The 26350-nt window shown below is 72.6% G+C and carries 24 protein-coding genes and 1 pseudogene; 13 read left to right on the top strand and 12 right to left on the bottom strand.

Annotated features, from left to right (window positions below):
- Window positions 1–48: 48 nt before the first annotated feature.
- The 6 genes from ACFVYA_RS21915 to ACFVYA_RS21890 all read left to right on the top strand — a co-directional run bounded on the left by ACFVYA_RS21915 (window position 49) and on the right by ACFVYA_RS21890 (window position 10016).
- Window positions 49–1365: an ABC transporter substrate-binding protein gene (locus ACFVYA_RS21915; protein ID WP_387047441.1), complete on the top strand. Its 1317-nt coding sequence runs from the start codon at window positions 49–51 to the stop codon at window positions 1363–1365.
- Window positions 1365–2297, top strand: coding sequence for a carbohydrate ABC transporter permease (locus ACFVYA_RS21910; RefSeq protein ID WP_387047439.1), 933 nt, complete (start codon window positions 1365–1367; stop codon window positions 2295–2297). The genes ACFVYA_RS21915 and ACFVYA_RS21910 overlap by 1 nt, the downstream gene beginning before the upstream one ends.
- Before the next feature lie 104 nt (window positions 2298–2401).
- Entirely contained in the window at window positions 2402–3211 is an 810-nt protein-coding gene (locus tag ACFVYA_RS21905; RefSeq protein WP_285990442.1) for a carbohydrate ABC transporter permease, read from the top strand.
- Window positions 3208–4221: a hydroxyacid dehydrogenase gene (locus ACFVYA_RS21900; protein WP_387047437.1), complete on the top strand. Its 1014-nt coding sequence runs from the start codon at window positions 3208–3210 to the stop codon at window positions 4219–4221. The genes ACFVYA_RS21905 and ACFVYA_RS21900 overlap by 4 nt, the downstream gene beginning before the upstream one ends.
- Window positions 4218–6173: a DUF2264 domain-containing protein gene (locus ACFVYA_RS21895; protein WP_387047435.1), complete on the top strand. Its 1956-nt coding sequence runs from the start codon at window positions 4218–4220 to the stop codon at window positions 6171–6173. The genes ACFVYA_RS21900 and ACFVYA_RS21895 overlap by 4 nt, the downstream gene beginning before the upstream one ends.
- A 126-nt stretch (window positions 6174–6299) precedes the next feature.
- Window positions 6300–10016 (top strand): glycoside hydrolase family 2 TIM barrel-domain containing protein, encoded by a 3717-nt coding sequence (locus ACFVYA_RS21890; protein ID WP_387047433.1) that lies wholly within the window; start codon window positions 6300–6302, stop codon window positions 10014–10016.
- A gap of 66 nt (window positions 10017–10082) precedes the next feature.
- Here the strand turns inward: ACFVYA_RS21890 and ACFVYA_RS21885 are convergent, their stop codons facing one another.
- From ACFVYA_RS21885 to ACFVYA_RS21875, 3 genes are all read right to left on the bottom strand, one after another.
- Window positions 10083–10925, bottom strand: coding sequence for an NAD(P)H-binding protein (locus ACFVYA_RS21885; protein ID WP_387047432.1), 843 nt, complete (start codon window positions 10923–10925; stop codon window positions 10083–10085).
- Between the two features lie 26 nt (window positions 10926–10951).
- Window positions 10952–12127, bottom strand: coding sequence for an NAD(P)/FAD-dependent oxidoreductase (locus ACFVYA_RS21880; protein ID WP_387047430.1), 1176 nt, complete (start codon window positions 12125–12127; stop codon window positions 10952–10954).
- A gap of 83 nt (window positions 12128–12210) precedes the next feature.
- Window positions 12211–13155, bottom strand: coding sequence for an RNA polymerase sigma-70 factor (locus ACFVYA_RS21875; RefSeq protein ID WP_387047428.1), 945 nt, complete (start codon window positions 13153–13155; stop codon window positions 12211–12213).
- Between the two features lie 48 nt (window positions 13156–13203).
- Between ACFVYA_RS21875 and ACFVYA_RS21870 the strand changes: the two genes are divergently transcribed.
- Window positions 13204–14859, top strand: a complete 1656-nt coding sequence (locus tag ACFVYA_RS21870; RefSeq protein WP_387047427.1) for a glycoside hydrolase family 13 protein — start codon at window positions 13204–13206, stop codon at window positions 14857–14859.
- Window positions 14860–14863: 4 nt separating this feature from the next.
- On the opposite strand, the gene ACFVYA_RS21865 is transcribed toward ACFVYA_RS21870, so the two are convergent.
- Window positions 14864–15196 carry a winged helix-turn-helix domain-containing protein gene (locus ACFVYA_RS21865; RefSeq protein ID WP_285990434.1) on the bottom strand — a complete coding sequence of 111 codons (333 nt, stop codon included), beginning with the start codon at window positions 15194–15196 and terminating at the stop codon, window positions 14864–14866.
- A gap of 184 nt (window positions 15197–15380) precedes the next feature.
- Here ACFVYA_RS21865 and ACFVYA_RS21860 point away from each other — a divergent pair.
- The 4 genes and pseudogenes from ACFVYA_RS21860 (at window position 15381) to ACFVYA_RS21845 (ending at window position 17818) form a co-directional block, all read left to right on the top strand.
- A pseudogene (locus tag ACFVYA_RS21860) lies at window positions 15381–16303 on the top strand (TerC family protein).
- Window positions 16304–16305: 2 nt separating this feature from the next.
- On the top strand, window positions 16306–16680 hold the full coding sequence (locus tag ACFVYA_RS21855) for a bacteriophage spanin2 family protein (RefSeq protein ID WP_387047425.1): 375 nt from the start codon (window positions 16306–16308) through the stop codon (window positions 16678–16680).
- Window positions 16677–17324: a DedA family protein gene (locus ACFVYA_RS21850; RefSeq protein ID WP_387047424.1), complete on the top strand. Its 648-nt coding sequence runs from the start codon at window positions 16677–16679 to the stop codon at window positions 17322–17324. Before ACFVYA_RS21855 ends, ACFVYA_RS21850 begins: the two co-directional genes overlap by 4 nt.
- 11 nt (window positions 17325–17335) lie before the next feature.
- Window positions 17336–17818 carry a hypothetical protein gene (locus tag ACFVYA_RS21845; RefSeq protein ID WP_285990430.1) on the top strand — a complete coding sequence of 161 codons (483 nt, stop codon included), beginning with the start codon at window positions 17336–17338 and terminating at the stop codon, window positions 17816–17818.
- Here ACFVYA_RS21845 and ACFVYA_RS21840 read toward each other — a convergent pair.
- The 5 genes from ACFVYA_RS21840 to ACFVYA_RS21820 form a co-directional block, all read right to left on the bottom strand.
- A complete protein-coding gene (locus ACFVYA_RS21840; protein ID WP_387047423.1) occupies window positions 17815–18783 on the bottom strand; it encodes an RNA polymerase subunit sigma-70 in 969 nt (322 codons plus the stop codon). The genes ACFVYA_RS21845 and ACFVYA_RS21840 overlap by 4 nt on opposite strands.
- Window positions 18780–19352 (bottom strand): maleylpyruvate isomerase family mycothiol-dependent enzyme, encoded by a 573-nt coding sequence (locus tag ACFVYA_RS21835; RefSeq protein WP_387047421.1) that lies wholly within the window; start codon window positions 19350–19352, stop codon window positions 18780–18782. The genes ACFVYA_RS21840 and ACFVYA_RS21835 overlap by 4 nt, the downstream gene beginning before the upstream one ends.
- Window positions 19330–20106: an isocitrate lyase/phosphoenolpyruvate mutase family protein gene (locus ACFVYA_RS21830; RefSeq protein ID WP_387047420.1), complete on the bottom strand. Its 777-nt coding sequence runs from the start codon at window positions 20104–20106 to the stop codon at window positions 19330–19332. Before ACFVYA_RS21830 ends, ACFVYA_RS21835 begins: the two co-directional genes overlap by 23 nt.
- A gap of 4 nt (window positions 20107–20110) precedes the next feature.
- Window positions 20111–21520, bottom strand: coding sequence for a DHA2 family efflux MFS transporter permease subunit (locus ACFVYA_RS21825; protein WP_387047418.1), 1410 nt, complete (start codon window positions 21518–21520; stop codon window positions 20111–20113).
- Between the two features lie 112 nt (window positions 21521–21632).
- The gene (locus ACFVYA_RS21820) at window positions 21633–22583 is read right to left on the bottom strand and encodes a YafY family protein (RefSeq protein WP_285990425.1); all 951 of its coding nucleotides are present in this window, start codon (window positions 22581–22583) and stop codon (window positions 21633–21635) included.
- Between the two features lie 62 nt (window positions 22584–22645).
- Between ACFVYA_RS21820 and ACFVYA_RS21815 the strand changes: the two genes are divergently transcribed.
- A complete protein-coding gene (locus ACFVYA_RS21815) occupies window positions 22646–23794 on the top strand; it encodes an epoxide hydrolase family protein (protein WP_387047415.1) in 1149 nt (382 codons plus the stop codon).
- Window positions 23795–23859: 65 nt separating this feature from the next.
- Here ACFVYA_RS21815 and ACFVYA_RS21810 read toward each other — a convergent pair whose 3' ends face one another.
- The 3 genes from ACFVYA_RS21810 to ACFVYA_RS21800 are packed head-to-tail and all read right to left on the bottom strand — an operon-like array spanning window position 23860 to window position 25320.
- Window positions 23860–24528: a hypothetical protein gene (locus ACFVYA_RS21810; protein ID WP_387047414.1), complete on the bottom strand. Its 669-nt coding sequence runs from the start codon at window positions 24526–24528 to the stop codon at window positions 23860–23862.
- Between the two features lie 6 nt (window positions 24529–24534).
- Window positions 24535–24906, bottom strand: a complete 372-nt coding sequence (locus ACFVYA_RS21805; protein ID WP_285993770.1) for a hypothetical protein — start codon at window positions 24904–24906, stop codon at window positions 24535–24537.
- Window positions 24907–24951: 45 nt separating this feature from the next.
- Window positions 24952–25320 (bottom strand): roadblock/LC7 domain-containing protein, encoded by a 369-nt coding sequence (locus tag ACFVYA_RS21800; RefSeq protein ID WP_387047413.1) that lies wholly within the window; start codon window positions 25318–25320, stop codon window positions 24952–24954.
- 447 nt (window positions 25321–25767) lie between these two features.
- Between ACFVYA_RS21800 and ACFVYA_RS21795 the strand changes: the two genes are divergently transcribed.
- A partial coding sequence (locus ACFVYA_RS21795; protein WP_387047411.1) for an RNA polymerase sigma factor occupies window positions 25768–26350 on the top strand: 583 nt, incomplete at its 3' end.

The raw sequence follows: 26350 nt of genomic DNA, 5'->3' as shown, positions 1-26350 counted from the left end.
ACTATGGCACAGCCCGACAGTGACAGCCATCACTTCGACGGAGGAGCAATGACGCTTCCGGAATCGGCGGGCCTGAACCGCCGGACGTTCCTCTCGGCCACGGCCGCCCTCGCGGCCGGTGGACTGGTCGGCGGCTGCGCGTCGTCGACGACCACGGCCTCCGGTGCCACGCGGGTGCGCATCTGGTCCTGGCTCACCGGCATGGACAAGTACGTCGCCGGGTTCAACGCGGCGCACCCGGACATCACGGTGGAGCTCAACGTGATCGCGGCCGGCCTGAAGGGCGGCTACGCCCAGCAGACCAACGCGTTGCGCGCCCACAACGCCCCGGACATCCTGCACGCCGAGTACCAGGGCCTGCCGCAGCTGCTCACCACGGGCGGCCTGCGGGACCTCACCGACGACCTCGCGGACCTGGAGCGCGGCTACTCCCCCGCGGCCTGGCAGGGCGTGCGGCCCGGCGGCCGCACCTGGGCGGTGCCGATGGACCTCGCCCCGATGGTGCTCTACTACCGCAAGGACCTGTTCGACCGGCACGGGATCGCGGTGCCGCGCACGTGGGACGAGTTCCGCACCGCCGCGCAGGCGGTGAAGAAGGCCGACCCGGCGGCGCGCGTGACGACGTTCCCGCTCAACGACGGCTCCTTCTTCGCCGGGATGTGCTGGCAGGCGGGCGATCCGTGGTGGCGGGTCGACGGCGGGTCGTGGCGGGTGAACATCAGCGGCGAAGGCACGCTCCGCACCGCCGACTACTGGCAGGGCATGATCCGCGACGGCCTGGTCGCCACGGCTCCGACCGGGGACCAGGACTGGATCGGGGCGATGCACACCGGCCGGCTCTGGGGCCTGCTCGGCGCTTCCTGGAGCGTCGGCTCGCTGGTGAAGTCCATCCCGAAGGACAAGGACCGGTGGGCGGTCACCACGATGCCGACCTGGGACGGCGTCCCGGCCAACGGCGTGCAGGGCGGCAGCGCGTTCGCCGTCTCCGCCGAAAGCGAGGTGCCCGAGGCCGCGGTGAAGTTCCTGCGCTGGCTGAGCACCGACCCCGCCGTCGCGAAGATCGGCACGACGTTCACCACGCCTTTCCCCAGCTACCTGCCGAGCCGGGACGTCGCCCGGCAGGCCTACAAGGGCGGGTACTTCCTGGGCGCCCCGGTGTACGACGTGCTCGACGAAGCCGCCCGGCGCGTCCCGGACTGGACGTGGGGCCCCAACGCCCTGCGGATCTTCTCCACCGTCGTCGACCGCATGAGCGGGGTGAAGACCGGCGGCACGACCCTGGCCGCCGCCGTCCGGCAGACGCAGGCCGGCGCCGTCGCCGAGCTGCGCGAGCGGGGATTGACCGTGCTGGAAGGGAAAGCCTGATGACCGTCCTCACCCCCGAACGCGCCGCGAGCGTGCCGGCGCCCGCCCGCCCCGGTGCCACGGCGCAGGGCCGCCGTGGCCGCGGCCGCGCCGGTCTCGTGCTGGCGGCGCCGTTCGCGATCCTGCTGACGGCCACCGTGCTCGTCCCGATCGGGTACGCGCTCTACCTGAGCTTGTTCACCGATCGCTTGTCCGGCTTGGGTTTCTCCGGCCCGCGGCAGGCGTTCGTCGCGCTCGGCAACTACGCCGACGTGCTCACCGACAGCGCGTTCCACGCCAGCCTCGGCAACGTGGCGCTGTTCGTCGTGGTCCACATCCCGATCATGCTCGGCCTGGCCCTCCTGCTCGCCCTGCTCATCGACTCCGCCGTCGTGCGCCTCAAGCGGGTCTGGTCACTGGCGGTCTTCCTGCCCTACGCGGTGCCGACCGTGATCACCGGGCTCATCTGGGCCTACCTCTACAGCCCGAACTCGGGGCTGACCGCGCTGCTGCCGTTCGACCCGCTGGGCAAGACCGGCATCCTGCCCTCGATCGTGAACATCGCGACGTGGCAGTGGGTCGGCTACAACATGATCATCTTCTACACGGCGCTGCAGGCCGTCCCCCGTGACGTCCTCGAAGCCGCGCGCGCCGACGGCGCCGGGGGCTTCCGGACGGCGTGGTCGGTCAAGGTCCCGATGATCCGGCCGACCCTGTTCGTCGCCCTCGTGTTCACCGTCATCGGGTCCCTGCAGCTGTTCACCGAACCCCTGGTGCTGCGCGGGTTCACCGGCTCGGTGACGAGCACCTGGTCCCCGAGCCTCTACGTGTACGAGGCCGCGTTCATCGCCAACGACTACGGCCGCGCCGCCGCCGCGTCCGTGCTGCTGGCCGTCGTTTCCGCCCTGCTCTCGGCGCTGGTCATGCGCCTGTCCGCCCGGAGGTCCCGGTGACCCTGTCCCCCGCCGCTGCGACATCCGAGGCTTCGCCTCGGGCCGGGGGCTCGGCCACCCGGAACCCCCGGAAAGCAGGTTCGCGGTGGACGTCACGCACGGTCGTGCACGTCCTGCTGGTGCTGGCCGCCCTGTACGCGGTCCTGCCGCTGGTCTGGCTGGTCACCTCGGCCACCAAGTCCGTCGGCGACTTCTCCACGACCGGTGCGTTCGAGTTCGGGCAGTGGAACCTCGGCAGCAACATCGGCGCCCTGTTCACCCAGGAGAACGGGGTCTTCCTCGCCTGGATCCGCAACTCGCTGCTCTACGCCGGCCTCGGCGCGGTGCTCGGCTCGCTGATCTGCGCCGCCTGCGGGTACGCGATCGCGAAGCTCGACTTCCCGGGCCGCCGCGCGCTGTTCGCGGTGACGCTGACCGGGGTCCTCGTGCCGACCACCGCACTGGCCCTGCCGCTGTACCTGCTGGCCTCGCAGCTGCAGGTGGTCGGCACGTTCTGGGCGGTGTTCATCCCCCTGCTCACCAACCCCTTCGGCGTCTACCTCGCCCGTGTCTACGCCGAAGCCGCGGTGCCCGGCGAGGTGCTCGAAGCGGCCCGGACCGACGGCGCGGGCGAGCTGCGGACGTTCTTCACCATCGCGCTGCCGATGATGCGGCCCGGCCTGGTCACCATCTTCCTGTTCCAGTTCGTCGGGATCTGGAACAACTTCTTCCTGCCGCTGGTGATGCTCACCGACCCGAAACTGTTCCCGATGAGCCTCGGCCTGTACCAGTGGAGCACGCGCGTCACCCAGTTCCCGCAGTACAACCCGCTCGTCATCACCGGCTCCCTGCTGGCCGTGCTGCCACTGGTCGTGGCGTTCGTCCTGCTGCACCGGCAATGGCGGTCCGGGCTGGCGGCGGGCAGCGTCAAGTGACCCGCCGCCCGGAGACCCTGCTGGTGATGGCGCGGGACACGAGGGAACTGCAGTTCGGCGCCGCCGAACTGGCCCGGCTGCGCGCCACCGCCCGGCTGGGCGAGCCGCTGTGCACCGACGAACTCGCCTCGGCGCCGGTGCGCGCTCGGCTGGCCGAGGTGGAGGTGCTGATCACGTCGTGGGGCTGTCCCCCGCTCGACGACGCGGTCCTGCGGGCCGCGCCGCACCTGCGGGCGGTGCTGCACGCGGCCGGCAGCGTCCGCGACCACGTCGGCGCGGCGGTGTTCGACCGCGGCCTGCTGGTCACCACCGCCGCCGACGCCAACGCCGAGCCGGTCGCCCAGTACACCCTGGGCGCGATCCTGTGGGCGTTCAAGAAGGTGCCGTTCCTGGCCTCCGACGCCCGGAAGTTCCGCGAGGACTGGAGCTACCGCGACCAGCGGGGCGAGCTGTCCGGCCGCGACCGGACGGTGGTGCTGGTCGGCTTCTCCCGCGTCGGCCGCCGGGTCGCCGCGCTGCTGCGGCTGCTGGACCTGGCCCGGGTGCTCGTCGTCGACCCGGTGGCCGACGCGGGCGAGATCCGCGCGGCCGGGGCCGAGCCCGCACCGCTGGCGGAAGCCCTGCCCCAAGCGGACGTGCTGAGCCTGCACGCACCCTCGCTGCCGGAAACGCGGCACATGATCGGCGCCGCCGAGCTGGCCGCCCTGCCGCCCGGCGCGGTGCTGATCAACACCGCGCGCGGCGCCCTCGTCGACACCGCGGCCCTCGAGCACGCCTGCACCGCCGACGGCCTGCACGCCGTCCTCGACGTCACCGAGCCCGAGCCGCTGCCCGCCGGGTCCCCGCTCTACGACCTGCCCAACGTGGTGCTGACACCGCACGTGGCGGGCTCGCTCGGTTCGGAGACCCGCCGGATGAGCGCCGAGGCGCTCGGCGAGCTCGAGCGCTACGCCGCGGGCCTGCCGCCCCGGGCCCCGGTGACCCGGCATTCCCTGGCCGTGCAGGCATGACCGCCGTCGAGGACCGGCGGCTGTCGCCGTACACCGGCTGGACCCGCGCGCACTGGGCGGCGTACGCGGACCGGCTGCTCGCGGCGGCCGGGAAGCACCGCTCGCCGGCGGGTGCCCGGATCGACCTGCCCGGGCCGGCCAGCCGCAACGGGCGCGTCTCGGACGGCCTCGAGGGGTTCGCCAGGACGTTCCTCATCGCGGGCTTCCGCGTCGCCGGGGAGGGCGGCGCGGATCCGGCCGGTCTGCTGGAGCACTACGCGCGCGGGCTGGCCGCCGGGACCGATCCGGCGTCACCCGAGGCGTGGCCGCGCCCCGACGAGCTCGGTCAGTCCAAAGTGGAGGCCGCGTCGATCGCGCTGGTGCTGCAGCTGACCCGGCCCTGGCTGTGGGACCGGCTCGACGACGCCGTCCGCGACCGGGTCGTCGCCTGGCTCGCGACGGTGATCGGGCAACCCTACCCGCCGATCAACTGGGTCTGGTTCCGGATCGTCGTGGAGTCGTTCCTGCGCGAGGCGGGCGGGCCGTGGTCGGCGGCGGACGTCGAGGAGGACCTCGCCGTGCACGCGTCGCTGCGGCGGCCGGGCGGCTGGCTCAGCGACGGCGACGAGCGCGCCTACGACCACTACACGGGCTGGGCCCTGCACCTGTACCCGCTGCTGTGGACGCACCTGTTCGACGTCACCGGCACCCTGTGCCCCGGCTCGCTGCGGCACCAGTGGGGCGCGGACCTCCGGGGCTACCTCGACGACGCCGTGCGGCTGGTGGGCAGCGACGGCTCACCGCTGCTGCAGGGCCGCAGCCTGGTCTACCGGTTCGCGGCCGCGGCACCGTTCTGGGTCGGCGCCCTCACCGGGACGTCCGGGCTGTCCCCGGGCCTGACCCGGCGGGTGGCCGGCGGGATGGTCCGGCACTTCGCCGACCGGGGCGCGCCCGACGGCCTGCTGGACCTCGGCTGGCACCACGCCTGGCCCGCGATGCGCCAGGCGTACTCCGGGCCCGGATCGCCGTACTGGGCCGCCAAAGGCTTGCTGGGGCTGGCCCTGCCCGCCCACCATCCCGTGTGGACGGACGTCGAGGAGCCACTGCCGATCGAGACGGGGGACGTCGCCCGCGTCGTCCCCGCGCCGGGGTGGCTGGTGTCGGGACGGCGTCGCGACGGCATCGCCCTGGTGGTCAACCACGGCACGGACCACGCGCACCCGGATGACCAGCGCGCCGACGCGCCGCTCTACGCCCGGCTCGGTTATTCGACGGCAACCGTCCCCCCGCTCGGTTCCGCCGTCCCCGACAACACGGTGGTCGTGCTGGACGCGGACGGCCGCGCGAGCCACCGGGCGGGGTTCTCGACGTGCTACGCGATCGAGCTGCCGGGCGGGATACTGGCGGCCGCGTCCCAGGGCCGGGTCCGCTGGGTGGACACGTCCGGCGACGACTCCCCCGACCACGGCTCCGGCCGCAGCGGGCCGCTGGTGCCGGGGCCGGTCCTGACGGTGGCTTCCGTGGTGCGGCGGGGCGTGGAGGTGCGCCTCGCGCGCCTCGACGACGTCGACGATCCGGTCCGTCCGCGCCCGGATGCAGTGCATGACTCGTTCACCGCGCTGCGGCTGAGCGGATGGCCGGTCTCGGGCGACACACCGCCGGAATCCGGGGCGGCCTCGGCACGGACCCCGGAGCTGCGGTCGCAGGTGCGGCCGCTTCGCGGCTTCACCACGGCGGACGTGGCGGTCGAGTCCGGCACCTCGCCCCTGGGCGAGTGGACCGCGACCCCCTTCGTCGCGACCGACGGGCCGCCGGAGCCGGGAGCCGTGTTCGCCGCGGTCGTGGTCCTGGACCGCGGCGGCCCGGATGACGCCGACCCGTCCCTGGCGGTCGCCGCGGACGGCCGCCAGGTCACCCTCACCTGGCCCGACGGCGTCACCGCCGAAGTCCCCTTGCCCGCGGCACCGTCCTGAAGGCGCCCTGTTCCGCACCAAATGTCCTATTGACCTCCTCCGGCGCATCCTGTTCCATTTTGTTGGGTTCTGCCCGGGTCTTGTCGGAACATGGAGGTTCTTCCCGTGCGGTTGCGCACTCTGAGTGTGGTTCTGTTGGCTCTCGCGGGGACCCTGGTGCCCACGAGCCAGGGCAACGCTGCTGTCGACGACGTCTACGCCTACCTCGAGGACCCGCGGAAGGTCGGCGAAGGCCAGGAGCCGCCGCACGCGTTCCTCGCTCCGCACGCCGACGTCGAGTCCGCCGTCCGGGGACGGGAACAGACGCCGTTCACCAAGACGCTCGACGGCAAGTGGCGGATCGCCATGGCGGACAACCCCGCCCAGGTGCCCGCGGGCTTCCACGCCGCCGGGTACGACACGTCCGGGTGGCGCGAAGTCTCCGTGCCGCACACCTGGCAGACCGACGGTCTCGACCACCCCGTCTTCCGCAACATCGCCACCGAAATCCAGCCGGACGCGCCGCCGAAGGTGCCCCGGGACGTCAACCCGACCGCCGCCTACACCCGCGACTTCGATCTCCCCGCGGACTGGGCCCGGCGGCGCACCTCCCTGCGCTTCGACGGCGTGACCTCGGCCTACTTCGTCTGGGTCAACGGCCGGTACATCGGCTACGACCAAGGCGGCTACACCCCCGCGGAGTTCGACATCTCCGCCGCGCTGAAACCCGGCCGCAACCGGCTCGCCGTGCAGGTGCACCGCTGGAGCGCGGGCGCCTATCTCGAGGACTACGACCAGTGGCGCTACGCCGGCATCTTCCGGTCCGTGACCCTCACCTCGACCCCCGCCACGAGCGTCCGGGACGTCACGCTGCGGACCGACCTCGACGCGACCTACACCGACGCCGTCCTCTCCGCCGCCGTCGAGGTCGCGCACAAACCGGGTGGCACCACCGGGAAGCACACCGTCGGGCTCAGCCTCCGCGACGCCGCCGGCAAGGAGGTCGGTGCCACCAGCCAGGACGTCGAGGTGAGTGACACCGGCGCCGCGGTCACCCTCACCCTGCCGGTGCGGAACCCCGCCAAGTGGACCGACGAGACGCCGAACCTGTACACGACCGTGCTGACCCTCACCGGCCCGGACGGCAAGACCCCGCACATCACCCGCGAAACCACCGGCTTCCGCGAGCTCGAGATCCGCGACAAGCAGCTGCTGGTCAACGGCAAGCGCGTGCTGTTCAAGGGCGTCAACCGCGCCGAAACCGACCCCGATCACGGCCGGCACGTGCCGCGCACGGCGCAGGAACGCGACGTGGCGCTGATGGAGCAGCTCAACGTCAACGCCGTCCGCACGTCGCACTACCCGTCCGACCCGTACTTCTACCGGCTGGCGGACGAGCACGGCCTCTGGATCGACGACGAGGTCGACATCGAGACGCACAACCACGAGAACTGCGCCACCTGGTGCCAGGCGAACCAGCCCGAGTGGCGTGACGCGTTCCTCGACCGGCTGATCGGCATGGTGGAACGCGACAAGAACCACCCCAGCGTCTTCCTGTGGGACACCGGCAACGAAGCCGGCCTGGGGGCCCACCACTACGCGATGGCGGACTGGCTGCGGGCCCACGATCCGACACGCCCGATCTACCACCAGTCCAACAACCCCGACGGCGACGCGCCTTTCGCCGACGTCTGGGGCCCGCGGTACCCGTCGCCGGAGAAGTTCGCCGACCAGGCGAAGAAGACCACCAAACCGCTGATCTTCGGCGAGTACGCGCACGCGATGGGCAACAGCCTCGGCAACTTCCGCGAGTTCTGGGACATCATCCGCGCCAACCCGCAGACCCAGGGCGGGTTCATCTGGGACTGGGCCGAGCAGAACATCCGGCAACCGGTCCGCACGGTCCCGGACGTCTCCGGGCACGGCATTTCCACCCACCTCTCCGGCGCGGCGAAACTCGTCGACGGCCGCCGCGGGAAGGCCCTGGAACTGTCCGGCCTGGACGACTTCGCCGAGGTCTACCGCGACCGCAGGCTGGACCTCACCGGGACGGCGCTGACACTGGACGCGTGGGTGAAGCCGGGCAAGTGGACCGGCGAGTTCCCGATCATCACCAAGGGCGACCACCAGTACTCCCTGAAGATGAAGAACGAGACGACCCTCGAGTTCTTCGTCCACAGTGGTACGTGGATCCCGGTGCAGGCGCCGGTGCCCGCGGACTTCTCCGGCAACTGGCACCGCGTCAGCGGCACCTACGACGGCGCCACGCTCCGGCTGTACATCGACGGCCGGGAGGTCGCGCAGAAGGCGTTCAGCGGCCGGATCGACACCTCGTCGGCCGAAGTGAACATCGGGCGCGACTTCGAGACGTCGTGGAACGACCCCTCGACCATCGGCTGGCTGGCCCGGGGCGTGGTGGACGACGTCCGCATCCACGACCGCGCGCTCAACCCCGCGGAGCTCTCGGGGCCGGAGCCGGTGCCCGGTGCGCTGCTGGCGCTGGACTTCGACAGCGTGACCGAACGGGGCACGTACTTGTCCTACGGCTCCAGCCTGTCCGGAGTGGACGGACTGATCGGCTCGGACCGCAAGCCCCAGCCGGAAACCCTGCAGATGGCGTGGGCGCACCAGCCGCTGCGGTTCGCCTACGCCGACGGCGTGCTGTCGGTGACGAACGAACGCCAGTTCAGCGACACCGGCGACGTCGACCTCAGGTGGCGCGTCACCGAAGGCTCGAAGACGATCAAGAGCGGTGAGCAGCCCCTGCGCGTCGCGGCGGCCACCACCGGCCGGATCCCCCTGCCGGTCAAGGCGGGTGAGCGCGAGCGCTTCCTCACGGTCGAGGCGGTCGTCAAGACGCCGCGGCCGATGCTGCCCGCGGGGCACGTCCTGGCGCACGACCAGTTCTCGCTCGGCGGCACGCGGGTGCCCGGCCTCGACCGGGCGCCGCTCGACTGGGGCCTGGTGACGGCGCGGGAGACCACCGACGAGGTCACCGCCCAGGCCGGCCCGGTCGCCTACCGGGTGGACAAGCGCACCGGGACGCTGTCGTCGATGCGGTCGTGGGGCCGGGAACTGCTGGCGAGCGGGCCGAAGCTCGACGCCTGGCGCGCCCCGATCAGCAACGAGACGTTCGCCTGGGGCCGGGCCGAGGGCGAAGACTGGCGCAAGCTGGGGCTCGACCGCCTGCGGACCACCGTCTCCGGAGTCCGCGTGGAACGCGCGGGCGGCAGCGTCAGCGTCGTGGTGGACAGCCGGGTGGCCGCGCCGGACGTGGCCGGCGCCTGGTTCGACCAGACCATGACCTACACAGTGGACTCGGCGGGCGTGCTGCGCCTCGGCCACAAGGTGACGCCGCAGGGCACCGTGCGCACCCTGAACTACCTGCCGCGCATCGGGGTGTCGCTGGGCGTCCCGGACAGCTTCAAGCAGTTCGCGTGGTACGGCCGGACCGCCGAGAGCTACGCCGACCGCAGGGACGGCACGCCGATCGCGGTGAACAAGTCCACTGTGGACGAACAGTACGTGGACTACCACCGCCCGCAGGACCACGGCAACCACACCGACACCCGCTGGGCGCTGCTGACCGACGGCCGGCTGTCGGGGCTGCTGGTCAGCGGGGTGAAGGACGTCAGCGTCACGCCGTACGACGACCTGGACCGGGCGGCGTACCCGTTCCAGCTGCAGCGGAACCCGGGCTGGTTCACGCTGCACGCCGGCCACGCGGCCACCGGCGTCGGCGACACGCCGAACCCGGTGCGGGAGAAGAGCCAGGTGGCGGCGGACACCACGTACGAGTACACGCTGTCGATGCGGCCGCTGAGCCTGACCGAAGCGTGGGCGGGCCTGCCCGCGGGCGGCTGACCCGGGTCCGCACGGACGGAGAAGCCGCAGCGGGGCCGGCCCTCGGTGCGGCTTCTCGGTGCGGGCTCAGCGGCCGAAGGCGGCGGCGTTGTCGCGCGCCCAGCCGGCGAAGGTGAGCGCGGGCCGGCCCAGGAGTTCTTCCACGGTGCCGGTCGTGGGGCCGGGACGCTCGCTGTAGTCGGCCAGGGAACCGAGCAGGCGGGCGGGGACCTCGTCGGGTAGACCCTGCGCGAGCATGCCGTGGCGCACCTGCTCGGGCGACAGCTCCCGGAAGGACAGTGCCCGCCCGGTGGCGGCCCCGATCAGCCGCACCTTCTCGTGCTGGTCCAGCGACTGTGGTCCGGTCAGGGTGTGGACCGACTCCGCCGGGGTGGCGCCGCGGAGAGCCCGCACGGCGACCGCGGCGATGTCGGCTTCGTGGATCGGCGAGCTGGCGGCCCGGCCGTACGCGCCGCGCACCACGTCGCCCGCCTTGAGCTGCGGCACCCAGGCCAGCGCGTTGGCGGCGAAGTCGGCCAGGCGCAGGACCGTCCACTCCAGACCGGAGCGGGTGACGAGGTCCTCGGCGGCCCGGAACTGAGCCGCGAAGCGGGCTTCCCCCGCGGGGTGCTCCACGGTGGTGGCCGACAGGAGCACCACGCGCCGCACGCCTTGCTTGACGGCCAGCTTCAGCAGCTCGCCGAGGCCGGGGCCGGTGGCGCGCGGGCTGATCTGCACGGCTTCGACCCCCTCCAGCGCGGCCTCGATCCACCGTGGATCGAACAGGTCGCCCCGAACGACTTTCCGGTTTCCGGGTTGCGGGCCCTCGTCGAGGCCGCGGGTGACGGCGGTGACGGGAATACCCTCGTTCGAAAGCATTTTCTGCACCTGGCGTCCCACGACGCCGTTGGCTCCGGTGAGCAGGATCATGGTGGTGGCTCCCTTCTCCAGCGGTATCAGACGGTCGTCGTGGCCGGTTCTCCGGCCAGGACCGGGTGGCGGCGACGCGACGGGGCCATCGAGGTCGGGTGCGAGATGCTCCAGGCCGCGCTCTTGCAGATGATTTCCTTGACGCGCGCGGCCGCCTTACCGGTGAGGGCGGACGGTTTCGGCTGGTCGTCCGGGGTCACCCACTGCACGACGGCGTCGTGACGCCCGAGGCTGATGCACTGGGCGGTGTAGCCGATCTTGTTCTCCGGGAGCGGGCGGCCGGTCAGCCGGGCGGCGATGGCGTCGGCTGCCTGGTAGGCCGAGGGAACGCCCGAGGCGCAGGACATCCGCAGCGGATGGCCGTTCGCGCCGTGGGCGAACGCGGCGTCGCCGACGGCGTAGACGTCCGCGTGCGAGACCGACCGCATCGTGTCGTCGACGACGATCTGCCCCGTCGCGGAGACCTCCAGGGTGGTGGCCGCGGCGATGGGGTGGACGGCGAACCCGGCCGTCCAGACGGTCACCCGGGCCGGGATCGTGCGGCCCTCGGCGGTGATCGCGGCGGACGGCTCTACGCCGGCGATGGCGGTGTTTTCGTGCACGGTGATGCCGAGCCGGTCGAACGCCTTCCGCAGGTGGTTGCGCGCCTTCTCGCTCAGCCAGTCGCCGAGTCCGGCGCGGACGGCGAGGGCGACGTCGAGGTCGGGGCGGGCTTCGGCGATTTCGGTGACGGCTTCGATGCCGGTGAGGCCGCCGCCGACGACGAGCACGGTGCCGCCCGCGGCGAGCCCGGCCAGCCGCGCCCGCAGCCGCAGCGCGGACTGCTTGCCCGCGATGTGGTGGGTGTGCTCGGCGACGCCGGGAACGCCGTTGTCGCCGGCGGTGCTGCCGAGGGCGTAGACGAGGGTGTCGTAGGCGATTTCGTCGCCGCCGGCGAGGGCGACGGTCTTGCGTTCGGCGTCGACGGCGGTGACCCGCGCGATCCGCACCTGCACCCCGGTGCCCGCGAAGACGTCGGCCAGCGGGCGGGGCTTCAGGTCCTGGCCGGTCGCCAGCTGGTGCAGGCGGACGCGCTCGACGAACTCGGGGTCGGCGTTGACGAGGGTGATCTCGGTGCCGGCGGGGTGCAGCCGCTTGGCGAGCCGGCCGGCGGCGTTGGCTCCGGCGTAGCCGGCCCCGAGGACGACGATGCGGTGCTTCATGGTTTCGCTCCTGTCCGGTTCGTTGTGTGCTCCCTGAACCGGACAGCGGCGCGAAACCTGACAGCTGCGGGGTGTGACCTGAGTCACCAGGGGTCGGCGAACGGTTCCCCGTGGTCGCCGGTGGCCCAGTGGCGCGTCGCGCGCTCGAGCTTGCCGGGGTTCGCCTGGGTGTGGACGGCCGCGATGCCGTCTGCGGTCACCTCCAGCGAGACGACGGCGGCGACCCGGTCATCGACCACCAGCACCAACGCGGGCACGCCGTTGGCGACCCCGGGGAACAGGAGGGGCCGGCCGCCGATCATCGCCCACCTGGCGGGGTTGGGCTCGAACAGCCCGCGCAGGAACCGCGCCACCCGCACCGCACCGGTGATCGGCAACGGCAACGAGAAGACCACGCCACCACCGTCACCCGCGTGGATCGCGTCGTCGGCCAGCAGCTTCACCAGCGCGTCGGTCCGGCCGCTGAGGGCCGCGGCGAGGAACTCCTCGACGATCTTGCGGGCGGCGGTGGCGTCGACCTCGACCCGGCGCCGGTCGGCGGCCAGGTGCTGCTTGGCCCGCCGGTGGATCTGCTGGCAGTTCGGCTCGGTGAGGTCGAGCACCTCCGCGATCTCGGCGTGCGAGTACCCGAACGCCTCGCGCAGCACGTACACGACGCGTTCCTTGGCCGACAGCCGCTCCATCAGCGTGAGCATCGCGATGGAGACCGATTCACGTTGTTCGACGGTCTCGGAGGGACCGAGCATCCGGTCCCCGGCGAAGACCGGTTCGGGCAGCCACTGGCCGACGTAGGTCTCCCGCCGGGCCCGGGCCGAGGTGAGCCGGTTGAGGCAGAGGTTGGTGAGCACCTTGGTCAGCCACGCTTCGGGCGTCTCGATGCGCTCCCGGTCCGCGGACTGCCAGCGCAGGAACGTGTCCTGAACGGCGTCCTCGGCGTCGCCGGCCGACCCAAGCAGGCGGTAGGCGATGGCCTCCAGCCTCCCCCTGGCCCCCTCGAACACCTCGACCTCGTGCGTCCCCACCGGCATGCTTCCAGTCAACCATCCGCACTGGGGCACGCGTGCGAAGATCCCGAGGTGTCTTCGACTTCCTCCCGCCCGCGCTCGTTCTGGGACGACGCGGTGGTGTACCAGCTCTACGTCCGTTCCTTCGCCGACAGCGACGGCGACGGGGTCGGTGACCTCGGCGGGGTGATCCGGCGGCTCGGCCACATCGCCGGGCTCGGCGCCGACGCGATCTGGCTGAACCCCTGCTACCCCTCGCCGCAGGCCGATCACGGCTACGACATCGCCGACTACCACGGCATCAACCCGGAGTACGGCAGCCTCGAGACGTTCGACCGCCTGGTCTCCGAGGCGCACGCCCGCGGCCTGCGGATCCTCATGGACCTGGTGCCCAACCACTGCTCGGAGCGCCACCCCTGGTTCACCGCGGCCCTGGCCGCCGGCCCCGGCTCCCCCGAGCGCGCGCGGTTCGTCTTCCGTGACGGCCGGGGCGACGAGCCGCCCAACAACTGGCAGTCGGTCTTCGGCGGGCCCGCGTGGACCCGGGTCACCGAACCCGACGGCACGCCCGGGCAGTGGTACCTGCACCTGTTCACCCGCGAGCAGCCGGACTTCGACTGGCGCAACCCGGAAGTCCTGGCCTACTTCGACGACGTCCTGCGGTTCTGGTTCGACCGCGGCGTGGACGGGTTCCGCATCGACGTGTGCCACGGCCTGGTCAAGGACGCCGCCCTGCGCGACTGGGACCCGGCCGACGGCGGCTACAACGCCTACAGCTGGAACCGGCCGGAGGTGCACGACATCTTCCGGCGCTGGCACGCCCTCGCCGCCGGCTACGGCCGCGAGCGCGACCTGCTGCTGGTCGGCGAGGTCTGGGTCCCGGACCCGGCCGACCTGGACCGCTACCTGCGCCCGGACGAGCTGCACCAGGCGTTCTCGTTCGACCTGCTCGTCCAGCCGTGGGAGGCGCGCGCCCTGCGCGGGGCCATCGAACGCGCCACGGCCCGCACCGCGGTGCACGGCGCCCCGGCGGCGTGGACGCTGGCCAACCACGACGTCCACCGGGCGGTCACGCGCTACGGCATCGTCCGCCCCGAGGCCGCCCCGGCGAGCAACGACGCCTTCGCGGCCCTGATGCGCCCCCGCGGCGAAGTCGACGCGGAACTCGGCGAGCGCCGGGCCCGGGCGGCACTGCTCCTGGTGCTGGCCCTGCCCGGCTCGGTGTTCCTGTACCAGGGCGAAGAACTCGGCTTGCCGGAGGTCCAGGACCTGCCCGACGAAGCCCGCCAAGACCCGGTGTTCCACCGCACCGGAGGCCGGGAGAAGGGCCGCGACGGCTGCCGGGTCCCGCTGCCGTGGGTGGCGGACGCCCCGGCGTTCGGGTTCGGCACGGGGGTGCCGTGGTTGCCGCAGCCGCCGTGGTTCGGCCGGTACGCGGTGGACGTGCAGGAGCAGGACGAGGCCTCGATGCTGCAGCTGTACCGCCGCGCCGTCCGCGCCCGGCGGGAGCTGCGGTCGGGCACACCGGGCCCGGTGGAGTGGCTCGACACCGGCGACGACGCGGTGCTGGCGTTCCGGCACGGCGGGCTGGTGTGCGTGGTCAACACCGGGAGCACGCCGTTCGCGGCGCCCGGCGGCTGGGGTGCGGTACTGCTCGGCGGCGACGGGGCCGGTGGGGTGGCGGGCGACTCCGCGGCCTGGTTCGTGCCGCCGGCTCGGCTCGGGTAGGCGATCAGCCTGCCGCTCCTCGCCGCCGGGTGATCGCCGCGTCGGGTGCCGGGAGTTCGCCGGGATCGAGGCCGAGCGCCGCGACCAGGTCGGCCACCCGGTGGTGCGCCTCCAGCGGGTGGCGCAGCCGGCCTTCCGGGTGGATCTTGTAGTGGTTGCGCCGTCCGACGCGCTCGCGCTCGAGGTAGCCCTCCGCGATCAGGTCCGCGAGGATCAGCTGCACCCCGCGTTCGGTGATGCCCACCCGCTCGGCGATGTCGTGCAGCGTCCGGTCGGGATCCGCGGCCACGCACAGCAGGACGTGCGCGTGGTTGCTGAGGAACGTCCACGAAGCCATACCGGCCACAGTAGACGTCCGAACTTGACAGACGAAGTCCAGTTCGTCATTCTGGAGTCACGGAGGGGAGTACCCGCCCGGTCCGGCATCGTCAATCCGGCTGCCCCTGAGCAGCCCGGTGCCGGCGTCACCGTCAGGTGACCGGGGAGACCTCCGGTTCGTCACCGAACCGGAGGAGTGTCTCGTGACCGTCCCGATCTGGGCCTGGGCCGCCGTGCTCGGCGTCATCCTGGCCATGCTCGCGATCGACCTGGCCGCCCACCGCAAGACACCCGTCGTCGGCGTCCGGTCGGCGCTGGCCTGGTCCGGCGCGTGGGTGGTGCTCGGGCTCGCCTTCGGCGCCGTGGTCTGGTGGGTCTGGGGCGCGGAGTTCGCGGGCCAGTACTTCGCCGGCTACGTCATCGAGAAGTCCCTGGCGGTCGACAACGTCTTCGTGTTCGCGATCATCTTCGGCTACTTCGCGGTCCCCCGCGAGTACCAGCACGCATCCTGTTCTACGGCGTGGTGGGTGCCCTGGTGTTCCGGGCGGTGTTCATCGCCGCGGGCTCGGTGCTGATCGCGAGCTTCGCCTGGATCCTCTACGTCTTCGGCGCTTTCCTCGTCATCACCGGCGTGCGGATGGCGCTGCACCGGGACGAGACGGTCGACTACGAGCAGAACCGGGTGCTGCGGGCGTTCCGCCGGCTCGTCCCGTCCACCGACGGCGACCACGGCGGGAAGTTCCTGGTCCGGCAGGCCGGCCGCTGGGTCGCCACGCCGCTGCTGGCGGTCCTGGTGCTGATCGAGGTCACCGACGTCGTCTTCGCGGTCGACTCGATCCCGGCGATCTTCGCCGTCACCCAGGAACCGTTCCTGGTGTTCACGTCGAACGCCTTCGCGGTCCTCGGCCTGCGGGCGATGTACTTCCTGCTCGCCGACGTGATGCACCGGTTCGTGTACCTGAAGCTCGGCTTGGCGCTGGTGCTGGTCTGGGTCGGTGTGAAGATGCTGCTGCTGGACGTCTGGAAGATCCCGACGGTGCTCTCGCTGGGCGTGGTCGGCGCCATCCTCGCGACGGCGGTCACCGCCAGCCTGCTCCGAACCTCCGCTGTCTCCCGAAAGGAATGACCATGCGCCTCAAGACAACGGTCCTCGCCGGAGGTCTCCTGCTGACCCTGACGGGCTGCGGCGTGGCCGAGACGGCCGGCCAGGTGGGCAACGCGGCCTCGACGGCCGCGGTCTGCGCGGACGCGGTCCGGATCGCCACGGCGAACCCGGACCTGACGAACCCCCAGGCGGCGGCCGACCGGGCCCACGCGGCGGCGGACGAGCTGACGGGGCTGGCCGCGAAGGCGGCGAACACCACGGCGGCCGAAGCGATCACCGGCTTGGCGACGACGTTGCGCGAGACGACGGCCGACGAGCTGGTGAAGACCCCGGCGGCCTGGGTGCAGAAGAAGGCGGACCAGGTGGCGGCCCTGACCAAGGCCTGCGCCGGCTCATGACGGGCGCCGCCACCGTCCCGGCCACCACCGGAGAACCGACCGGGGTGGCCGGGTGGGCCGTCGGGCTGATGGAGTCGCTCGGGGGTCCCGGCGCCGCCCTCGTCGTCGGGCTGGACAACCTCTTCCCGCCCCTGCCCAGCGAGCTCGTCCTGCCGCTCGCCGGGTTCGCCGCCGGGCAGGGTGCCTTCACGCTCGGCGGCGCCCTCTTCTGGACCACCCTCGGGTCCGTGGCCGGTGCCGTCGTCGTCTACCTGCTGGGCCTGCGGCTCGGGCACGACCGCACGCGCCGGCTCGTCGGCCGGCTCCCACTGGTCAAGGCCGCCGACTTCGACCGCACCGCCGCCTGGTTCGCCCGCCACGGCGGCAAGGCCGTCTTCTTCGGCCGGATGATCCCGGTCTTCCGGAGCTTCATCTCCGTTCCCGCCGGGGTCGAACGGATGCCGTTCGGGCGGTTCCTGCTCTACACCACGGCGGGCAGCCTGATCTGGAACACCGGGTTCGTCGTCGCGGGCTACCTGCTCGGCGAGAACTGGCCGCTGGTCGAGCGGTACGCCGGGTTCTTCCAGTACGCCGTCCTGGCGATCGTCATCGTCGCGATCGGACTGTTCGTGGTCCGCCGGATCAAGGAGCGCAAGGCCGTTTAAGGTTCCTCACCATGAGCCAAGCCGTCGTGTCCGCCCTGCGGGAACGTGTGTATGCGACGCTGGTCGGCCTGTCGACCGTGCTGGTCCTGGTGAGCTACGCGAACGAGACATCGGCGCCGGAGGCCGTCGCGGACATCGCGTCCGCCATGGGCGCGCTCTGCCTGGCGGGCGGGTTCGCGGACGTGAGCGCCCACCGCATCGCCCATGGCCGGTTTCCCCGCGGCCCCGATCTGCGCCACATCCTCAAGGCGGCGAGCCACGTCCTGGAAACCGCCCTGCTGCCGCTGCTCAGCGTCGGTGCCGCGGCACTGGGCTGGCTGCCGCTGAGCACCGCGCTGTGGCTCGCCGCCCTGTCGCTCGTGCTCACGATCGCCGTACTGGCCCTGCTCGCGACGCGGCGCACGGCCGTCCGGTGGCCGGTCAAGCTGCTGCTCTTCGTCGTCGAGGTGGCGATCGCCCTCGCCGTCGTGGGCGTGAAGCTGCTCGCCCACTAGAGCCGGCCGGGCAACCCGGCCGCCGTCACCAGCCGGGGGTCGTGGAACTTGACCGCCCGGGAAAAGCGGCCGTCGGTCACCGTGAACACCCACAGTCCGTCGGCGCGCCGGACGCCCGTGGCGTCGGGACGGTAGCTGCCCGCGGCGGGCTGGCCGTTGGCTCGGGTGGGCAGCAGCCGGGCCGCGCCGCCCGGGGCGGTGAAGGCCCGCTCCAGGAACGGCAGGCACACGGCCACGCCGCGGAACCAGACCGGGTGCGGCACCGCTTCGAGGCTGAAGTCGTCCTGGATGACGGTGCGCAGCGCCGCGGTGTCCTCGGCCTCGAACGCCGCGATGTAGCGGTCGAGCAGCGCGCGCTCGTCCTGCGGGCCGGGCGGCTCCGGCCGGCCGTCGAGGTCCAGTTCGTCGAGCCGGACGCGGGCCCGCTGCAGGAGGCTCTTCACCGCGGGCACGCTGATGCCGAGGACGTCCGCGATTTCGGCGGCCGACCACGAGAGGACTTCGCGCAGCAGGAACGCGGCGCGCTGCCGCGCCGGGAGGTGCTGCAGGGCCGCGACCAGCGCCAGCCGGACCGACTCGCGCCGCACCACGACCTCCCCCGGATCGCCGAGCACGGCGTCGGGCAGCGGCCCGAGCCACGCGACCGAGTCGTCGGCGAAGACCCGCGCCCCCGGATCGTCGGACGGTGCGCCGAGCCCGGCGGGCAGCACCCGCCGGCTGCGGTGGTTCAGCTCGGTGAGGCAGGTGTTGGTGGCGATCCGGTAGAGCCACGTCTTGAGGGACGACCGCCCTTCGAAGGCGTCCACGCCCCGGGCGGCCTTGAGGTAGGTCTCCTGGACGACGTCTTCGGCGTCCTGGTAGGACCCGGTCATTCGGTAGCAGTGCGCGACCAGCGCCGGGCGCAGCGAGCCGAACTCGTCCCGCAGCCGCTCCTCGGAAGACACCACACGCTCCTCGTTCGTCATGGACATCGTCGATCATCCCGCCCGAGGGCGGCGAGCAGCCGGACACCGGGAGGACGCCCCGGCGGCAGGGTGACGGGCTCGGCGAACACCCCCCGGCGCGTGCCGCCGTCGAGCACCGACGGCAGTTCGGCGAGCAACCGGGTGGCGAGCTCGCCGGGGATCGGCCGGGCCGGGTCGGCGTCCCAGCCGTGGACGGCGGCTTCGATGGCGCCCACGACGATCAGCTGGTGACACGGCAGCGCCAGCCCGTCGACGGCGACCGCGCGCCGGCCGCGAAGATCCCTTGCCGCGGCCGTGAGCGCGGCCGCGGCGTCGCCGAGATCGCGCCGGAGGCACCGGGCGGTGACCGGTCCGGTCCGCGCCGGTGTCTCCGGCGGCACGACGCCGGACGCGAGTGCGGTGGCCACGCAGCGGAGGGACCCCGTGAGGTGGGCAAGCGCGTCGGCGACGGTCCAGCCGTCGCAGGCCGAGGGCCGGCCGAGATCGGCGAGACCGACCCCGGCCGCCGACGCGACGGCGTGCTCGAGCGCGGCGGCGAGCATCGCCTCATCGGCCGGTGGCCCGGGCACCGGGTACCTCCATCCCCGCCGCGCGGCGCAGCTCTTCGAGCCCGCCGCGCATCGCCGCCATCCCCACGCGGTAGAACCGCGGTCCGAAGGACACCCTGGCGACCCCCAGCGCCGCCAGGGTGGCCAAATCCAGCTCCGCGCCTGTGTTCCCGTTGACCGGCCCGGGCACGCCGGCGACCACCTTCCCGAGGTCGGCCGCGGTCGAAATACCGATCGGGTAGACACAATCCGCTCCGGCCTCGCGATACAGCCGCCCGCGCCGGATCGCCTCGTCCGTCCGCTCGGCTCCCGAAAACCCGCTCGGCGGCAGGAAAGTGTCGATCCGCGCGTTGAGCACCAAGGACTCCCCGGCCGCCGCGCGGATCGCGGCCAGCCGGTCAGCCTGGGCCGCCGCGGGCACCAGTCCCCCGGCCCGGTGGTCGGTGTCTTCGAGGTTGCAGCCCACGGCCCCGGCGGCCAGCAGCTCGGCCACGAGCTGGTCCGGCTCCAGGCCGTAGCCCGCCTCGGCGTCCACCGTCACCGGAACCGGCACCGCGCGGGCGATCCGCGCCACGGCGGCGAACATCTCGCGCCACGGCGCCCGTTCGCCGTCTTCGTGCCCCAGCGCACCGGCCACCGCGGCGCTGGACGTCGCCACGACCGGGAATCCCATGTGGACGACGAGTTCCGCGCTCGCCTCGTCCCACGCGTTCGGCAGCACCAGCAGCTTCCCGTGGTGCAGTTCGCGCAACAGAACGGCTTTCGGCTCGGACATGGCTCTACTCCTTCGTTTCACGGCGGGGAATGACGGAACCGGCCAGCGCGCCGGCCGCGGCGAGCACGGCGCTGCCCACGGCGGCCGCCGTGAACCCGGCGGAAAACTCGGCCCTCGACGCGTAGCTGCCGGTCAGCGAGAACGCGGCCACCAGGAGCGCCACGCCGAACGCCCCGCCGAGCTGCCGCATCGCGCTGAAGGCGCCGGAGGCCTTGCCGAGGAACCGCGGCGCGACGGACGTCAGCACCGCGCTCTGCGCGGCGGGCAGGCACATCGCGATCCCCGTGCCGGACAGCACGAGCGGCACGACGATCACGCCATAGCCGATTCCGGGCCCGGCGACCAGGGCGATCCACCCCATGGCGAGGGCGTGCAGCCCCAGTCCCGCCACGATGAACGGCCGCTCGCCGAACCGGCCGGCCAGCCGGCCCGCCAGCTGCGGGACGACCGTCGTCGTCAGTCCCCACGGCGCCAGCCCGAGCCCGGCGGCCAGCGGCCCGTACCCCAGCCCCTCCTGCAGGAATTGGGCCATGAAGAACACCGCACCCAGCGCGGACGCCCAGTGGAAGAAGATCACGGCGTTGCCGGCGGCGAACCGGCGGGACCGGAACAGGTGCAGCGGCAGCATCGGGTGGGCGGCTCGTCGCTGCCACGCCACGAATGCGCCGAGCGCCACCAGCCCGGCCACCAGCGGCCCCAGCACGGCCACGCTGCTCCAGCCGGCCGAGTTGCCCTGGACCAGGCCCCACACCACCCCGAAGGAGCCGGCGCCGGCCAGCACCAGGCCCGGGACGTCGAGGGCCGGGTCCGGGCCGTGGCTCTCCTCGACCCGGGTCAGCGCGAAGTACGCCAACGCCGCCCCGATCGGGACGTTGATCCAGAAGATCCACGGCCACGAGATGCCTTCCACGACCGCGCCGCCGAGCAGCGGCCCGAGGGGCACCGCCACCCCGCTCACGCTCGCGAACACCCCGAGGGCCTTGGGCCGCAGCCCGGCCGGGAAGGCGGCCCCGAGCAGGGCGAGCGCGAGCGGCATGACGAACGCGGCCCCGGCGCCCTGCAGCACCCGCCCGGCGATCAGGACCGCCACGCCGGGCGCGACCGCGCAGACCAGCGACGCCGCCGCGAACAGCGTCACCCCCGCCGCGAAGACCCGGCGCCGCCCCCAGCGGTCACCGGCCGCCGCCGCCGTCATGAGCAGGACGGCGAAGCTCAGGCCGTAGGCGTTGACCGTCCACTCGAGCTCGGTGACCGACGCGCCGAGGCCGGTCCTGATCGCCGGCAGGGCGGTCGCCACGACCAGCGCGTCGAGGACGACCATCAGCGACGCCACCGAGGTGATGACGAGCACCCATCTTCGCTGTGCCGGTCCCGCGGCCGGGGCCACCGGCGTGGGTGATGTCCTGGTGCGCACTCGTGTCTCCTCGCCTCCGGTCACCGGCGCCTGCGCCGCTTCCGAAGACATGGACTCCGCGCGGTCCCCGAAGGAATCGGTGCCCCGGGGAGCGCGGCGCGGTCACCTCGGCTCAGCCGGCCGCCTTGCCGAACCTCGCCGCCAGCGCACGGACGTGGTCGACGAGTTCCGGGGGCTCGTGCACCTGGAAGTCGAAGCCCTTGCCGGCGACGTAGATCGCGAGCTCGTCGAGCGAGTCGGAGCCGGCGCGCAGGGTGCAGCTGTGCTCGTCGATCGGTTCCAGCGCCGCGGTGGTGGGGGCGATCCGCTCGGCCGCGGTCTCGGCGCTGACGTGCAGGGTGAACCGGCCCTGGTAGCGGTAGGCCGACGTCGAGATCGCCCGCGAGGTGTAGCCGCCGAGATCGGGGGCGGGCGGCGTGCGCGGGGTGAACCGCGGCCCGGTGGGCGTGCGGGGTTCGAGGCGGTCGACGCGGTAGGTGCGCCAGTCCGCGCGGTCGACGTCCCAGGCGACGAGGTACCAGCGCCGTCCGGTGTGCACCAGCCGGTGCGGCTCCGTCGTGCGGACGCTCTCGGTGCCGTCGTGGGCGCGGTAGCCGAAGCGCAGCCGCACCGAGTCGCGGACGGCGGCGGCGATGGCGGTGAGGGTGTCCGGGTCGGCGGTGGGGCCGGTGCCGGCCAGCGGCACCGTCGCCGACCGCAGGGCGTTGATCCGGTGGCGCAGCCGGGACGGCAGCACCTGTTCGAGCTTGGCCAGCGCGCGCACCGACGTCTCCTCGATGCCGGTGATCGACCCGCCCGCAGCGGTGCGCAGGCCCATCGCGACGGCGACGGCTTCGTCGTCGTCGAGCAGCAGCGGCGGCAGGTCCGCGCCGGCGCCCAGCCGGTAGCCGGCGGTGCCCGCGGTGGCCAGCACCGGGTAGCCGAGCGCGCGCAGCCGTTCGATGTCGCGGCGCACGGTCCGCGGGGTGATGTCGAGGCGTTCGGCCAGTTCCGCTCCGGACCGGTCGCGCCGGGTCTGCAGGAGCGAAAGCAGCCGCAGCAGCCGTGCCGAGGTTTCCCGCATGCGGCTCATTCTGCTCTTCGCCTAGGACCGGAGCTGACCTAACCGGCTCCTAGGTTGGAGGCATGCGGAACAACGAAGAGATCCGGCCCTTCACCATCGACGTCCCCCAGGCCGACCTGGACGACCTGCGCGACCGGCTCACCCGCACCCGGTGGGCGGCGGACCTGCCCGGCGCGGGCTGGAGCCGCGGGGTACCGGTGAGCTACCTCAAGGAGCTGGCCGGGTACTGGCGCGACGGCTACGACTGGCGCGCCCACGAGCGGAAGCTGAACGCGTTTCCCCAGTTCGTCACCGAGATCGACGGGCAGGACATCCACTTCCTGCACGTCCGCTCCCCCGAGCCGGACGCCCTGCCGCTGATCCTGATCCACGGCTGGCCCGGTTCGATCGTCGAGTTCCTGAACGTGATCGGCCCGCTGACCGACCCGCGCGCCCACGGAGGTGACCCGGCGGACGCGTTCCACCTGGTGATCCCCTCGATCCCCGGCACCGCCTTCTCCGGGCCGACCCGCGAGACGGGCTGGGACACCGGCCGGATCACCCGCGCGTTCGCCGAGCTGATGCACCGGCTCGGCTACGACCGCTACGGCGCGCAGGGCGGCGACACCGGCGCCGTCGTCGGCCCGGGCCTCGGCCGGCTCGCCCCGGACAAGGTCGTTGGCGTGCACGCCAACGGGCTCGCCGCGTTCGGCGCGCCGGACGACGGCGCCGAGCTGACCGAGGCCGAGAAGGCGCGGCTGGAGCACTTCGCGTACCTGCGGACCGAACAGTCCGGGTACGTGGCGATGCAGACGACCCGGCCGCAGACGCTGGCGCACGGGCTGCACGATTCCCCGGTGGGGCAGCTGGCCTGGATCGTGGAGAAGTTCAAGGAGTGGACCGACCCGGCCGCCGAGCTCCCGGAGGACGCGGTGGACCGCGACCTGTTGCTCACCAACGTGATGCTCTACTGGCTGACCGGCACCGGCGGGTCGTCGGCCAACTGCTACTACGAGACCGCGCACGCGGGCGCGTGGGGCGCGAGCGAGCGGTCTCCGGTGCCGACCGGGGTCGCGGTGTTCCCGCTGGACGTGTCGATCCGCGGCGCGCTGGACCGCGAGCACACCATCGTCCACTGGTCCGAGTTCGGCCGGGGCGGCCACTTCGCGGCGATGGAGGCACCCGATCTGCTGGTGGGCGACGTCCGGGCGTTCTTCGGCAAGCTGCGGTGACCGGTCCGCCGGCGGGGCGCAGGACGGCCGCCCCGCCGGTGCGGTGCTGCCCCGAGGGGCGCCGGTCAGGGTGAGACCTCCACCTCCATTCCCATGATCCGCGTGGTCCGGCGCCGCCGGAGCCAGCCCCGGACCGGTGCATCGTCCGGGATCTCCGCCAGGAACGCCTTGCGCTGGGCCGCCGTCGCCGAGCGCCAGCGCATGGCCAGCACCGGGCGGACCGGCGCGATGTAGGCCCGCACCCGTTCGTGCGCGCCGGCCAGCCGCGTCTCGTATTCGCGGTCCGGCCGGTAGGCCAGTTCCAGGTCGATCAGCGGCGCGGCGCCGCCCGCGCGGTGGTGGCAGCGCGACAGCATCCGCGCGAGCTCGTCCATCGCGCCCCGCACGCGGCAGGGCATCTGGTCCTGCCAGCGGCCGAGCTGCGGGACGGACGCCGGTGCGGCGGTCACCTCGTCGGCGAGGACGACCAGGGCGCGGATCGCCGATCCGGCCAGCTCGACGCGGATCCGCCGCCCGTTCGCGTCGACGAAGAAGCGCGGCACCCGGCCGGCCACGACGGTGCCCGAGCGCAGCCGGACCCACTCCGCGACGGCGTCGGGTGACGGGCAGGACGACACGAACGTGAACGCCAGCTCCTCACCGGCGAGGTTCATCGTCACGGGGAACAGGGAACCGATGTCGTGCACGAACGCCGAGCCGACGACGAGTGCGGCGCGGGAGCCGCCTCCGGTCATCCCGGGCTACACCTGCAAATCCGTTTCGATGCGTTTGAGGTAGTGCCGGGCCAGCGCCAGGTTCGCCCGGTCGCGGTCCAGCACCAGGTACAGGAACAGCGAATTCCGGGAACCCACCGAATTCATCAGCCGGATCAGGTGGTACTGGCGGTGCAAGGTGATCAGGATGTCCTCGATGGAATCGTTGAGCGCCAGCGAGGACATCACCCGCAGTTTCGACCGCACCACTTCGGTGTTCCCGGCCGCGGCGACCTCCAGGTCGAGCCATTCGCCGCCGCCGCTGGTGCCCAGCGACATCCCGCTTTCGTAGTCGACCAGCGCGACGCCGACGGCGCCGCTGATCGACATGGCTTCCTTGAGTGCCGTATCGATGTTCATCATCGTGCTGCTTCCTCTCGGTGAAACGGGTGGTCGGCCGGCGTGCTACGCGGCCAGGATCGAGCCGATCCGCTCGATGACGGGCCGGGCTTCGAACAGCAGGCGCCCGACGTTCAGGCCCTTGTCGCCCAGCACGACCATCAGCGCCAGCCGCCCGATGGCGTAGACGGCCATGTAGCCTTCGCTGCCGAACACCACGGTCTGGTTGAGCGTGCCCTTGCCGGTGATTTCGGCGGCCTGCCGGGCGATCCCGAGATCGGCCGCGGCGAGCGCGGAGATCTTCGCCGGATCGATGTCGTCGGCGGCGTCGGCGATGATCGGGATGCCGTCGACCGCGGCCAGCACCGTGTCGGTCACCCCGGCGACGTTCTCCCGCAGGTTCCGCAGCTCGCCGGCCAGTGCTTCGAAATCCAAGGCTGTTTCTTTCTGCTCCGGAATCACGGAAGGCGAGTGGCGAAATAGTCAACCATTCGGGTTGCTCTCCACGGGACGACCTTACCGACGCCATTACTCTTGGCCAACCAGCACGAGAGCCAGAATTTCAGTATCACACGATCGAGTGAACCTCAATTATGCGTTGTAACGGGAACAAGTGACGATGTCCATTGATCACGAAATCGGGGATTTCGATGTTCGGCGTTTCCGGGCGGAGGGCGGGAAAGGCGACGACGCGACCTCCCGGAGCGACGGCGCGCCACCGGCGCTGCCCGCCGCGAGCGGGAGGCGGTCCGGAAGCACCCGGGCCCGGACACGCTGAGCGACGAGACCCGCCGCCGGACCGCCGTCCCGGACCGGTGGTGAATCCTTTCGGGGTGCCGGAGCCTCTTATGGGGTGTGGTCACACCGACAGGGAGAGATGCGATGGGTTGGGTCAGCGAGCGGCTCGTCGAAGCGGCGCGGGGTGGCGACCTCGAGTCGATCACGGCGGTCGTGCACGGGGCCCATCCGCACGTGCGGCGCTTCGCCGACCACCTCTGCGCGTCGCCGCAGGACGCCGAGGACGCGGCGCAGGAGGCCCTGCTCGTCCTCTACCGCAAGATCGGTTCCCTGCGGGCCTCGGCCGCGCTGGCGTCGTGGATGTTCCGGATCGTCCGGAACGAGTGCCTGCGCCGCGCCCGGCGGCTGTTCGAGGACGCCGCCGACCCCGGCCTGGCCGCGTCGGCCGAAGACGAGGTCCTCCGGCGGCTCGAAGCCGAGCGCGTCGCCGAAGCCATCCGGGCGCTGCCGGACGTCCAGCGCCGCGTGCTCGTCATGCGCGATGTCCTCGGGCACCCGGGACGGGCGGTCGCCGGCGCGCTCGGGCTCAGCACCGCGGCGATGAAATCCCACCTGCACCGGGCGCGGACCGCGGTCCGCGCCCGGCTGCACACCCCCGGAAAACCCCCCTCGCGCTACGAAGTCCACCCGGGTCGAAGCCGGAACGCCCGCACCGCCGCTGGGGGTG

It is taken from the genome of Amycolatopsis sp. NPDC058278, assembly GCF_042881395.1.
Classification (GTDB): domain Bacteria; phylum Actinomycetota; class Actinomycetes; order Mycobacteriales; family Pseudonocardiaceae; genus Amycolatopsis.
The sequence above is the reverse complement of the archived record's forward strand: the minus strand, read 5'-3'. Positions and strand labels throughout refer to the sequence as shown.

Excerpts from the sequence above, each read along its gene's own strand:
- ACFVYA_RS21830 (WP_387047420.1), bottom strand. The coding sequence starts at position 20,106 with ATGTCCGAGCCGAAAGCCGTTCTGTTGCGCGAACTGCACCACGGGAAG.
- ACFVYA_RS21810 (WP_387047414.1), bottom strand. The coding sequence starts at position 24,528 with ATGACCGGAGGCGGCTCCCGCGCCGCACTCGTCGTCGGCTCGGCGTTC.
- ACFVYA_RS21855 (WP_387047425.1), top strand. The coding sequence starts at position 16,306 with ATGCGCCTCAAGACAACGGTCCTCGCCGGAGGTCTCCTGCTGACCCTG.
- ACFVYA_RS21845 (WP_285990430.1), top strand. The coding sequence starts at position 17,336 with ATGAGCCAAGCCGTCGTGTCCGCCCTGCGGGAACGTGTGTATGCGACG.
- ACFVYA_RS21910 (WP_387047439.1), top strand. The coding sequence starts at position 1,365 with ATGACCGTCCTCACCCCCGAACGCGCCGCGAGCGTGCCGGCGCCCGCC.
- ACFVYA_RS21915 (WP_387047441.1), top strand. The coding sequence starts at position 49 with ATGACGCTTCCGGAATCGGCGGGCCTGAACCGCCGGACGTTCCTCTCG.
- ACFVYA_RS21875 (WP_387047428.1), bottom strand. The coding sequence starts at position 13,155 with ATGCCGGTGGGGACGCACGAGGTCGAGGTGTTCGAGGGGGCCAGGGGG.
- ACFVYA_RS21815 (WP_387047415.1), top strand. The coding sequence starts at position 22,646 with ATGCGGAACAACGAAGAGATCCGGCCCTTCACCATCGACGTCCCCCAG.
- ACFVYA_RS21895 (WP_387047435.1), top strand. The coding sequence starts at position 4,218 with ATGACCGCCGTCGAGGACCGGCGGCTGTCGCCGTACACCGGCTGGACC.
- ACFVYA_RS21820 (WP_285990425.1), bottom strand. The coding sequence starts at position 22,583 with ATGCGGGAAACCTCGGCACGGCTGCTGCGGCTGCTTTCGCTCCTGCAG.
- ACFVYA_RS21880 (WP_387047430.1), bottom strand. The coding sequence starts at position 12,127 with ATGAAGCACCGCATCGTCGTCCTCGGGGCCGGCTACGCCGGAGCCAAC.
- ACFVYA_RS21805 (WP_285993770.1), bottom strand. The coding sequence starts at position 24,906 with ATGAACATCGATACGGCACTCAAGGAAGCCATGTCGATCAGCGGCGCC.
- ACFVYA_RS21885 (WP_387047432.1), bottom strand. The coding sequence starts at position 10,925 with ATGATCCTGCTCACCGGAGCCAACGGCGTCGTGGGACGCCAGGTGCAG.
- ACFVYA_RS21850 (WP_387047424.1), top strand. The coding sequence starts at position 16,677 with ATGACGGGCGCCGCCACCGTCCCGGCCACCACCGGAGAACCGACCGGG.
- ACFVYA_RS21840 (WP_387047423.1), bottom strand. The coding sequence starts at position 18,783 with ATGACGAACGAGGAGCGTGTGGTGTCTTCCGAGGAGCGGCTGCGGGAC.
- ACFVYA_RS21865 (WP_285990434.1), bottom strand. The coding sequence starts at position 15,196 with ATGGCTTCGTGGACGTTCCTCAGCAACCACGCGCACGTCCTGCTGTGC.